We start from the raw sequence: 11,991 nt of genomic DNA on the forward strand, positions 1-11,991 counted from the left end.
CTCTTTGTTTATTTAAAACACGCCATAAACTTTACTCATGGCATGGCTATCCTAGTTTATTTTGGGGTTTATCTTCTACAGCTCATTCAACTTTAAAAACTACTGATGTTTCATAAGGCATCTTTGAAGGACAGGTAATCGTTAATCCGTCAGGTTCATGTTTCCAGTTCAGTTTTCCTTTGTAACCAAGCAAGGAAACTTTTTTTATACCTTGAGAATAAATACCAGAATTAGAACCCAAAGATTTTATTTTTATGGTAGTATTAGGAGCTGGCACTGTCATACAAAAAGCATAAAGTGCTTTGTCTTTCCCAACCGTAAACCTAAAATCCGTTTCATTAAACTTAAATTCAGCGTGTCTTTTATTTAATGCACCACCTGGCAACATTTTCAACTTATTATTGATAATTTCTCCTTCACCGGGAATACTCCAAGCCTTGCTACCATAAACAGCAGCACCATTTCTCCGCATCCAATTACCTACTTCTTTTAACATTTTCAAGCTACCTTCGTCTAAAGAACCGTCTGGTAATATAGATATACAAAGAGCAGCATTACCATCCCGTGCTATGGCTTCGATTATGTATCTAATCATCATTCCTGAATCGTAAGTAAAGCCAGGAGCATAAAACCAGTCTCCTACTGGAGCTTCAGCAATCCAAGGTTGAGCAGTATTAATTTTTTCAGGAACACCAAATTCTTCTGTGTTCACTGTACCATTGGTATTATGGCGAAATTTTACGATACTGAAAGTATTAACGATACCTCGTCTTTGTAATGTACGGTTATAGAAATCAGCAATTACGTGTTGCATGGCATCGGCTTTTATCCCTGTTCCTGTTCCATTCCCAGTAAAAGGGCCTTGCACTGTACCATCGGTATAGATAAAATCTGGGTCATAATGCGCTACAACATCCATCATTCTCAAAGCCCAATTAGTTGTGTACCATTTAGCATAATCAAGATGATTTGAAAAAATACCAGCTGGTGGTGGCGACCATTCTGTATGTGCATTTTGTTCTACCCCTTTATATTCTCGGAGGTCGATACCATAAAGCATTCGAGGGTCATAACCTTCCCACCATTTTCCTTTTCCATCTTCAAGACTAAGGTGTCCGTCGTAAGGAACACCTTTTTTCTCCCCTTCTTTATCACTACCAAAGGCTGTTTGCCACCACCACCATGTATATTCATGGTGAAATGTTACACCAAAACGCATTCCATCTGATTTACAAGCCTTTGCCCATTCCGCTATTAAATCACGCTTAGGGCCGATATTTACTGAATTCCAAGGCTGATATTTTGAATTCCATAAATCATAATTATCATGATGCACCCCTTGAATCATAAGATATTTTGCACCAGCATCTCTGTATATTTTAGTGAGTTGCGATGGGTTAAGCTTGGTGGGATTCCAGTCACGCAATACTTCTTTATATCCAACCTCTGATGGGTGTCCATATTTTTTTATATGATTAGTATAAGCCCTTTTTCCCGATTTATATAAATTACGTGCATACCAGTCACCACTTTCACCTGCTGATTGTGGTCCAAAGTGAACCCAAATACCAAACTTGGCATCACGAAGCCACTGAGGAGTACCCGGGTAGTTTTTTTCAATTGATTCCCATGTTGGTTCAAAAGGTCCTTTTGCAATAGGAATATTTAACTTCATTTCTGGAAATGTTTTCCAATCTCCTAAAGTCTCACTATCAACTGGCTTTGGCTTTGAAATTGTTGGAAATGGATTCTTCTCTTGTGCATACACACAAGCAGGCATCATGAAGAAAACAAGCATTACAAATATATTTTTCATGGTTTGTTGTAGCTCAATAGAGCATTTTTTATTTTTTAAAATGTCTTAGCAAATGAAAAGTTAATTTTTCATTTGCTAAGACATTTTAAGGATATAACCTTAAGCAATATCAATATCCAGGATTTTGAGTTAAGGCTTTATTAATGTCTCTTTCAGATTGAGGAATTGGCCATAATTCATTTTTTCCAGCGATGAAAGCCCTCTTTTGATACAATAAAAAGCCCTGAGCATCTACGGGATAATCCTTATAAGTAGCTGGTGAATTAGTAAGTTTCATCCCTGTAAACTGTCGGTTTAGCTCCGTTGCAGCAGTACCCCATCTCAGTATATCATAATAATGAATACCCTCAAATGCCAATTCTACTTTGCGTTCTCTTCTTATTATTGTTCTTAATAAATTAGCATCTGTAACGGTTACTGGAGGCATATTGACAGTAGCTCTACCCCTAACCTTATTGATTGTGGCATCTAATAATGTTTGATTAATAGCCTCTCCCGCTTCCAACTTTGATTCAAGATAGCTTAAAAGTACCTCTGCATAGCGAATCAACGTAAAGTTACCGCCATAATTCATCAGGTTTCCTGCAAACGTAGAATCCATGTATTTATTAATACAATAGCCACTCCAATTGTATCTACTCATTCTATCAGGCGAATTAGATTCTGGTCTTGAAACATACTTAACCCCTTTAAATACGGTACGGTCGGATATCATTATCGTTTGGTCGAGCCTAGGGTCACGATTATCGTATGGGGAATTCGGATTATACAAGGGAGATTCCTCAACGGTTTTACCATCAATACATTCATAAGATTGTACTAATTCGTTATAAGGAGAGAACTGATGCCATCCTCCATAACTTTCTGGATAAAGATATTGCAACATTACGTGTGAATAAGTATCCTCGTGATATTGTGAAGCCAAAATAATCTCATTACTACTCTCTCCTGTTTGAATAAACAACTTTTTAAAACCACCCTGTTCTATCGAATAAACTCCGCTATCCAAGATTTTTTTATACGTTGCCGCCGCATCACTCCATTTCTTTTCAGCCATTTGTACTCTACCCAGAATCGCCAAAGCAGCACCCGCGGTAATACGCCCCATTTCGCTACTAGGACGAGTAGCTGGCAACATCGAAGCACTTTCCTTTAATTCATTTTCAACAAATGACCATACTTCGGCTTTAGCAGTTCTGGTTATTGAATTAGCTTCGGTTACCGTCAGTAAATGTTTAGGCAAAGGGATGTCGCCAAAGTACAATGCCAGATTGAATAAAGAATAGGCTCGTAAAGTACGTACTTCTGATTTTAGTATATTTTTCTTGGTTTGATCAAAAGGGATTGCGTCTATGTGGTCTAAAAAATTATTGCATTTAGCAATTTTACTATACGTATTAGACCAAATACTGCTTGTTACCCAATACGAAGCATTTAATGTACCATCGGTAACATGATCGGGAATTAGTTCTTTTTCAGAACCTAGTCCAGCCATTAAATCAAGGTAAAGTACTGCACGTGCATTCCAAAAATCCTCACCAGACCACCCTGCCCCAATGTTGTAACATCCAACTAAGGCCAGATTAGCATCCTTTTCTGTTTTCCAGAAAGTTCCATCTGAAATGGAATCAAGTGGCTGTTTATCAAAATAATCATTCTTACAAGCCGAAATGGAAAAGAAAAGTAAAAAGAGCAATCCTATTTTGAAAGGGGGCAATGTTGTATATATATGATTGAATTTCATGTCTTTCAATTGTTTAGTAAAAAATATGTCAGAATAATTTAGAATGATACATTTACACCAAAGGTATAAACACTTGTGAGCGGATAGAATCCACCGTTTTGTGCCATTTCAGGGTCCCAACCTTGGTAATATGAATTAATTGAAAGGAGGTTTTGTCCACTAAAATATATTCTGAGCCTACTTATCTTCATTTGTTCTATCAATTTATTACTGAAACTATAGCCTACTTGTAGGTTTTTGAGTCTTGCAAAACTTGCATCTCTGTTCCAGTAAGTAGATGATTGAATAATACCACTACCCTCGTTTAGGCTTGTTAACTTTGGATACAGCGCATTTGGATTAGGGTTTTCAGTAGTCCAACGATTTTCTACTTGCCATCTCTGTATTTGTCCTCCATTAAAGAAAGCAAACGCTTGATAGTTATTCATCTGCTTTTTCCATCCTGCAAGTCCTTGAATTAATACTGACAAATCAAATCCTTTATAATTGGCTGTAAGGGTAAGTCCAAAATTATATTTAGGAACGGTATTGCCTATAAAAGTTCTATCATAAGTAGCATCTACCTTGCCATCAGGCACACCATCAGGGCCACTAATATCTTTGAATCTTATAAAACCAGGCTCTGCTGAATAGGGCTGTTTTGGATAAGTAGCCACATCATTAGCATCTTTAAATAACCCATCGGCTATATACCCATAAGTTACCCCTAGTGGCTGTCCTACAAATAGATTGGCACCGATATTTTGCTGTAGACCATTGGCTAACTCAGTTACTTTGTTATTGACAATCGTAAAATTAGGTGATACTCCTAGTTTAAATTTCCCAATGTTTGTTCGGTAGTTTAGACTTGCCTCAAAACCTGTATTCTCTACCCCACCAATGTTTACTGGAGATGTACTAAGCCCTAAAGTAGCTGAACTTGCTATGCTATAAAGCACACCCGAAGTTTGTTTTTTGAAGACTCCAAAGGTAAAATCTAGCTTGCCTTTCCATAAACTTGCATCTATTCCAATATCAGTGGTAGTGGTGGTTTCCCAAGTAATATCTGCATTACTAAGTCTGCTACTGGCAGCACCAGAAGCCAATACGCCACCAATAGAATAGTTCTGCCCTAAAGAAACAATATTTTGATAAGGGTAGGTACCAACATTCTGGTTACCCAATTTACCCCAACTTGCTCTTACCTTTAGATTGTCTAACCAAAGTACATTTTTCAAAAAATCTTCTTCAGAAATTATCCAACCTGCTGAAAATGAAGGAAAATAGCCCCATCTACCTTTTTCGGGAAAACGTGAGGTAGCATCTGAGCGTATATTTGCTTCAAATAAATATCGGTCGTTATAGATATAATTAACCCTACTGAAAAAAGAACGCATCGACCAAGCTGAGGCTGAACCTGAATTGCTCATCCCTGTAGCCGAACCTGCATTTAGTTCATACAAGGTATTGGTAGGAAAATCTTTCCGATAAGCCGACATCCCTAGGTCGTCATATTGTTCCTGAGACACACCACCTAATACTGTGAAGGAATGCTTGTTTATTTGCTTGGTATATGTAGCAAGCGATTGAAGGGTTAATTGTTGCCCTTGGCCTGTTGATATACTTAAATTATTAGGACCAACCGTCTTGAAAGCATTAAATACAAAATCTGAGGCATAATCTTTATTATAGTAACTCCAATAGTTATACCCAACCTTTCCACTCAACGTAAAACCTTTGAATAACTCCCACGCAATTTCGGTGCTACCTAAAAAATATTTGTTGGTACCTTTGTAAAAAGATTCACTAGACATCCAAGCCTCTGGACTGTAATTGTCTTGATACCCATAGGTTCCATCAGATTTTTTTCCTGCAAAAATAGGTGCTTCACGCACAGCAAAATTAATCATGTGGTTCATTCCTCCTTCATAGTGTCTAGGCGAATGGTTTTCTGAAGTATATCCTGATAGGCTTACCTTTAACGTAAGGTTATCTTTAATTTTACTATCTGTATTTAATAGGAAATTGTATTTTGAATAACCATTTTTAGCGACTATACCATCTTGTTGAAGATACCCTAGCGACAATAAATAACGTGTTTTATCATTTCCACCCATAAAACTTATATTATGGTTGGTCTGAAAGCCATTACCTGAAGTTAGTAGGTTTTTAAGGTGAGGGACATTCGGATAATTGTCTGGATCTGACCCATTTCTAAATTTTTCAATTTCAGCATCTGTATAAGACAAACCCGCACCAGCATTCACATTTGCTTCATTTCTAAGTTTGGCAAACTCCCACGATTCAACAAAGTCAGGAAGCTGAGTAGGTTTTTGCCAGCCAGCATAGCTGTTGTAACTAACCTGCATTTTTCCATTTTCTCCTCGCTTTGTTTCAATCAATATTACTCCGTTGGCGGCCCTACTACCATACATTGCAGCCGAAGCGGCATCTTTTAAAACAGAGATACTTTTAATATTATTGGGGTCAACATCATTAATAGAAGTTGCCAAACCATCAACCAAAATTAAAGGGCCACCGCCTGCACCATACGACCCTATCCCTCTAATAGTAATGCTAGCACCATTATTACCGGGCTGTCCAGAACCCTGCGACACTGAAACGCCAGTGGCTAAACCTGCTAAAGCTTGGGATGATTGCGTGATGGGTCTATCTGCAATTTCCTTTGATGATACTGTTGAGACAGAGCCTGTTAAATTTACTTTTTTCTGAGTACCATATCCTACTACTACAACTTCATCCAAATTGAGTTGCTCTACAACCAATTGAACTTTCATGTCGGAAGTCTTTCCTACTAATACTTCACGTTTTTTATACCCAATAAATGAGAAAACCAGAATACTATTATTATCGGGGACGCTGATATTAAATTTACCTTTTTCATCCGTTACTCCTCCTCTGGTTGTTCCTTTTATCGTAATGCTTACTCCCACTAAAGGCTCTCCTTTTTCATCGGTTACGGTTCCCGTTATGTTTTGTTCTTGAAGCTCCAATTGAGGTTCAAGACTTTGGTCGTTTTTTTCGATGCTGACATTACTCTTCTTTAACAGAATACGTTCGCCCTGAATCTCATAACTGATGCTTAGTGGCGTAAATAGTTCTTTTAAGACATCTCTTAATTCACGGTTCTTAGCCACAATACTAATTTTTCGTTTAGCACTAATATTCTTTGGGCTATAGAAAAAGTTGATTTTCGCAGCATTTTCTAACGCTGAAAGTGCTTCCGACAATCCTTTTTCTTCGATACGCACAGTTATCTTTTGTTGCAGTATATCTTGTCCGCTTACCTCACTCGCATACGATAATGTAGTGAAGACAATAGCAATTAATATCTGTCCAGCTGAAATTTTCATAATGGATAGCAACGTTGCTAACGTTAATAGATTTTTTTTCATAAATTGTACTGTTTTTGTTGTTTTGGAAAAATTGGCAAAAATATTCCCTAACACTTCTTCCTAAGGAAGTGCTTGATTCGCGTCTAAAAGGGAATGGTATCAAGTCGATAAATGCTGAGAACATTTATCGGCTTTTCTTTTTTTTAGGAGGAGTTGGTAATGCGTTTTTTCATAATTGAGATATTTTTTGAGTTAGAGTATTTAAGAATATTATTAAATTTAGTTAGTAAAAAAGCAAATCTTCTTATCTCAAAGTCCTTATTTATTTTAAAGTTTTTACTTATTTCAAAGTCCTTACTTTTCTTGTCTTGACACAAGAAAAGTAACAAAAGAAAGTCAAGAAATTCCAAACTCGCTTCGCTCAAACAGTGGAATTTCAGAAAATAGCACACGAATATTATTAAACAGTTAATTGTAAAAAATATAGAATCTCTAAATAAAATAGCATATGAATATTATTAACTAATTGTTTCTTAGTTATTTAAAAGTCCTAAACAAGTTATCTATTAGTAAGCTATCATTCACAACCTTTTCCAGATACAATTATTTGTGCATCAACTACTTGGTAATCTATTCCTGTAATTTTGGCAATACTGTTTAGTTTATCAAACATGGTTTCGTCTGATAGATTCCCGTTGATAGTACATTCTTCAAAAAGGTTTTCATCATAAATTATTTTAATGCCATAAGCCTTTTCTAAATCGACAAATACTTTGGCCAGCGAGGCATTCTTGTAGATAAATACTTGCTTTTGTAAGGCTGTAGTCAGGATGGTTGGTGTAGGAACTATTTTCTTCATCAATTTGGCGTTGGATGATAAGTAAATAGCCTCTTGATTGGGAGTAACCACAATACCATTTGCTTCTGAAAAATGAACGCCTTTTTCAATTGTATTAGATTCTAACTGCGAAACAACCGAAACCCTCCCTGTTTTTACGACTACTCTTTCCTCCTCTGTTTCGGGGTTTGCTTTGATGGTAAAACTCGTACCTAATACTCTTGTAATTAATTTTTTGGTATAAATCAAAAAAGGTCTTTTAGGATTTTTTGTTACCTCAAAAAAAGCCTCGCCTACCAAAAACACCTCTCTTTTATCTGCTTCAAAAACTTTTGGATACCTAATTCTTGCGTTTTTTTCCAATACTATTTCCGACCCGTCAGTCATCATCACATGCATAGGTTGGTCAGCCGTATTTTCTTTTTCGACAAACTCTGCACCATCATTACGGGCTGATAATTGTGGAATATCAAATATTTTATCAGCCTCTTTTTGGTAATTCATCCACCAGCCCAAACCAATTAATAAGATGACAGACGCCGCCAACTGCCAAAGATATCTTCCCCAATTATTCGGGGTTTCTGAAACCTCCATTTCTGACTCTACACCTTGCCATATTTTGGCGACTGACGCATCTTCATCGATGGAGGTATTTTGAATAGAGGCAAGCGTTTTTATCATAGATTTTGCCTCCATTATCATGGCTTTTTTTTCAGGGTTCTCTTGCAGAAAATCTTGCCAAAATTCATTAGTATGTTTATCAGGATTTTGTACCCATCGACAAAAAAAATCGTCTTTTACAAAATCTATGGTATCGAATTCAGAGTAATTCATAGTATATGAGTGAGTTAATTATAGAATGACAAGGACAACAAAAATATATCCTATTTTTTGTACAAATTTTTACATTTAATTTTCAGCAAGTAGCTAAGTACAAATAAATCAATGATTTATCTAATGAAGAAATTGAAAATAAACAGCAGAAAATGTGCAGGGAAGTGAATAGACTGGCGTAAAGCATACAATGCTTTTTGGATAAGATTGCCTACAGAGGCATAATTAAGCTCCATCATTTCTGCGATTTGGGCATTCGAGAACTGATGATAGTATTTTAAATTAATGACTTCTCGCTGGCGTTGAGATAATTGTCCGAAGGCTTTTTCAAGTCTTTCTAATTGTTCTTTTTGATTTTCTTCTTCAATCATCAATCCCTCAAAAGATGCTTCAAACAATGCTTCCAGATTCTCTTCTATTTCATCAGCATGTTTAGTGAAGTCATACTTTACTGTCCGCATCAACTTGTTTTTGAGCGAGCGAAACAAATAAAACTTTATCGAATCGGTATCAGAAAGATTCTCTTTACTTTGCCACAGCTCTAAAAAAATATCTTGGATACAATCTTCCACCACCGTAAGGTTTGTGGAAATCTTGAGGGTAATGCCATAATTTAGCAAAGGCTTGGCATAAAGCTGATAAATTTTAGCAAAGGCCTTCTTATCACCTTTTTTGAAGGTTTGCCAAAGGGCTAAATCATCGTTATGGAGGGGTTTGATTGCCAACGCGTATTAATTTTTATTAAAAGCTATGTATTAATACTTTATCAAAAAGCTCATCGTGTCTTGCTGACACAAACAATAAGGAATAAATATTAAAATATACTGATAAAATTATCATTTTTTTATATAATTATCCAAAAACAGAGGTTTTTTAGAGAAGCCGTAAAAATAATAGAGCCAAAAAATAAAATTCTTTGGCTCTGGTTACTATTATTTTCAATCAAAAATTTTATTCCTAGGTAGTGTTTTAGTCTCTTAAACAGTGTTCTGTGTGCTACTGAACACTGTTGTAGGGATGATGTTGTTATGCTTTGATTATTAATAAGTTTTAATCTCAATTAAAATGCTCATTTTTTCCATTCAGCTTCCATTTTGTAGGTAACGGGTTTTGTTGCCAGTCTAGGGGTTCGCCTACTGGTAATTTTTGCGATGCCTATCTAAAACTTTCCTTGATAAAGGCTTTCTGGATTGTTCCCGTTGCTTCTGGTTGAGCAGAAATAAACAAAGGAGTACCACTTTTAGCTACTAGTTGCATCCATTGCTTATTTTTTTCCCAAGCAACCTGATTGGTCAACCCTACGCAGTCGCCATCGGCTGCATAAAAAACACCCTGCTGAACGCCTCTGAAAGCCAAAGTATTTACGCCCATTTTGCGTGTTCTGTCCCATTCCTTACCAGAGGTATCATCGCCAATGCTGTTCAATTCAAAAAGTCCTGCTGATAAATGACTAATGGTATTACAGCCAATGATGTAGGTTTCACCAGAGGCTTCTTGTAGCAAAAAGTCTATCACTGACAATGACTGATGCCAGAGACAAACCTGTAGTTTGAATAAAATTTCTACGTTTCATAAAGAATTTAAAAATGAGAGTGAATCAATTTTTTGGTTTTGTAAAGACAATCGGCTGATTAATATTTATGCCTAAGAATCAATGCAACAAAATTGTGCAACAAATTTACTTCTTCTTAAAATAAGAAACCTTAGGGTAAACCCTAGTTTTGTTTTTTGGAATAAATAAATTTTATATGGGATTAATCCTGTTTAGGGATAGGGTAAAACAAAAACTCCCTCCTATTTTCATAAGAGGGATTTTTCATGTGCAGTCACTCGTTTCCAACGAGTGAAAAGACCGCAGTCGCTCGCTTCAAGCGAGTGACGACTATTATAAGGCTTCTAGCCACAATACGGTAACCGCAAGGGTTACCGCTACTTTATTAAAATGCACTTTACTTTTATAAAATAAATTCGGCTGGAAGCCTTGTAATAGTCGTCACTCGCTTGAAGCGAGCGACTGCGGACTGCGTCCTATATTAACAATATTTTCTTTCAATTCTATCTTATCTCCCATTTTGTAAATACTACCAAGGACCATTCTGCTTCACTTGATAAAATTCAGTGCCGTTAAACCTAAAAAGTCCTTGCCCTGTACCCCACCACATATTTCCAGATTTATCCTGAAACATACTTTGGACACAACAATTTAAACCGTTAGCAGGTGTAAATACAGTAAATGCTTTGGAATTTGATAAAGGAACTGATGGGTCAAATCTGGTAGTACTGCCACGTGCTGTAATCCAAACGATACCCGACTGTTCTATAATTATTCCCCAAAACTCTGTGCCTCCTAAGCCGTCTTTGGGAGTATATTCTGTAAAAGTTTTGCCATCAAATTTACAAATACCATTTTTCATGGTAAACCACATATTGCCCAATTTGTCTTGAGCGATACCTCCTGCATAGTTATCGCCCAAACCTTCTTTTTCGTTGAAATTTACAATCGTTTTTCCATCATAGCGAAACACACCTTTATCAGACGAAGCAAACCAAATATTTCCATCCTTGTCCTCCATAATGCCCGCAACATTGATAGAGGGAAGCAAAGGAAATAACGAAAAACATTGAGTACTCAAACTATCTGCTGTTGGATTATATTGATAAACTCCGCCGTGTGTACCTACCCAAACTGTCCCCGATTTGTCAACAAGAATACTTTTCCTACTTATATTAATATGCTGTAGTCCATCTTTTTGATGATAATTTCTAAATCTTTTACCAACTACCTGTCTGGAATCATATTTATATACTCCTTCGTCAGTGCCAAACCACATATTGCCATTTTTATCTTCATTAATGGCAAAAACAGTATTGTTCTTAAAACCATCAGGATTAGAAAAATAGGTTAAGGTTTTTTTATCATACCTCACTACGCCTTCGCCAAGGGTGCCAAACCATAAATTTCCTTTCGAGTCTTCAAAAATACTTCGGATGTATTGACTCACTAAAGTAGTGTCAAAATCAGGCGCTAAAGCCGCTGAATTAAAGTTTTTTATCACTCTTGGACTTGGTTTGGAAACAGTTGGGGCTTTGAGCGTGTTAGCTTTTTCTTGCCCGTGACAAGAAGTAAAAATCATCAAAAAGCTAAAAAGTAATATTTTGTTCAATGTCATAATCATAGTTTTTTTACTGTTTAGAATTTTGATTGAATGTTAAACTAAAAATTGCCCGTGTGGACACGGGCAATGGAAAAGAAAACATTAATTATCCTTAGCATTTAGCTCATTTTGGTTATATAATTTGTGTTACTAAAATCTGTTTGGCTGGTCTTTTAAAATGACTCACAACGCCCGCAGTCGCTCGCTTCAAGCGAGTGACGACTATTATAAGGCTTCTAGCCACAATACGGTAACCGCAAGGGTTACCG

At 36.5% G+C, this 11,991-nt stretch carries 7 protein-coding genes; all 7 read right to left on the bottom strand.

Annotation, left to right across the window (positions count from 1 at the left end; translation table 11 throughout):
* Positions 1-82: 82 nt before the first annotated feature.
* The 7 genes from AC07XN_RS09830 to AC07XN_RS09860 all read right to left on the bottom strand — a co-directional run bounded on the left by AC07XN_RS09830 (position 83) and on the right by AC07XN_RS09860 (position 11,737).
* A complete protein-coding gene (locus tag AC07XN_RS09830) occupies positions 83-1,816 on the bottom strand; it encodes an alpha-L-fucosidase (RefSeq protein WP_494742915.1) in 1,734 nt (577 codons plus the stop codon).
* 109 nt (positions 1,817-1,925) lie between these two features.
* Positions 1,926-3,560, bottom strand: a complete 1,635-nt coding sequence (locus AC07XN_RS09835; RefSeq protein WP_494742916.1) for a RagB/SusD family nutrient uptake outer membrane protein — start codon at positions 3,558-3,560, stop codon at positions 1,926-1,928.
* Between the two features lie 38 nt (positions 3,561-3,598).
* A complete protein-coding gene (locus AC07XN_RS09840; RefSeq protein ID WP_309923231.1) occupies positions 3,599-6,955 on the bottom strand; it encodes a TonB-dependent receptor in 3,357 nt (1,118 codons plus the stop codon).
* A gap of 517 nt (positions 6,956-7,472) precedes the next feature.
* Positions 7,473-8,567 carry a FecR family protein gene (locus AC07XN_RS09845; protein ID WP_494742917.1) on the bottom strand — a complete coding sequence of 365 codons (1,095 nt, stop codon included), beginning with the start codon at positions 8,565-8,567 and terminating at the stop codon, positions 7,473-7,475.
* 116 nt (positions 8,568-8,683) lie between these two features.
* A complete protein-coding gene (locus AC07XN_RS09850) occupies positions 8,684-9,292 on the bottom strand; it encodes an RNA polymerase sigma factor (RefSeq protein WP_494742918.1) in 609 nt (202 codons plus the stop codon).
* 430 nt (positions 9,293-9,722) lie between these two features.
* On the bottom strand, positions 9,723-10,070 hold the full coding sequence (locus tag AC07XN_RS09855; RefSeq protein WP_494742919.1) for a hypothetical protein: 348 nt from the start codon (positions 10,068-10,070) through the stop codon (positions 9,723-9,725).
* 578 nt (positions 10,071-10,648) lie between these two features.
* Positions 10,649-11,737 carry a ligand-binding sensor domain-containing protein gene (locus tag AC07XN_RS09860; protein WP_494742920.1) on the bottom strand — a complete coding sequence of 363 codons (1,089 nt, stop codon included), beginning with the start codon at positions 11,735-11,737 and terminating at the stop codon, positions 10,649-10,651.
* Between the last annotated feature and the right edge of the window lie 254 nt (positions 11,738-11,991).

Source organism: Arcicella sp. GW458-12-2-14-TSB2, from assembly GCF_059423785.1.

What these genes read in the sequence shown, in the direction of transcription:
- AC07XN_RS09830 (WP_494742915.1), bottom strand. Translation starts at nt 1,816, where the DNA reads ATGAAAAATATATTTGTAATGCTTGTTTTCTTCATGATGCCTGCTTGT.
- AC07XN_RS09835 (WP_494742916.1), bottom strand. Translation starts at nt 3,560, where the DNA reads ATGAAATTCAATCATATATATACAACATTGCCCCCTTTCAAAATAGGA.
- AC07XN_RS09840 (WP_309923231.1), bottom strand. Translation starts at nt 6,955, where the DNA reads ATGAAAAAAAATCTATTAACGTTAGCAACGTTGCTATCCATTATGAAA.
- AC07XN_RS09845 (WP_494742917.1), bottom strand. Translation starts at nt 8,567, where the DNA reads ATGAATTACTCTGAATTCGATACCATAGATTTTGTAAAAGACGATTTT.
- AC07XN_RS09860 (WP_494742920.1), bottom strand. Translation starts at nt 11,737, where the DNA reads ATGACATTGAACAAAATATTACTTTTTAGCTTTTTGATGATTTTTACT.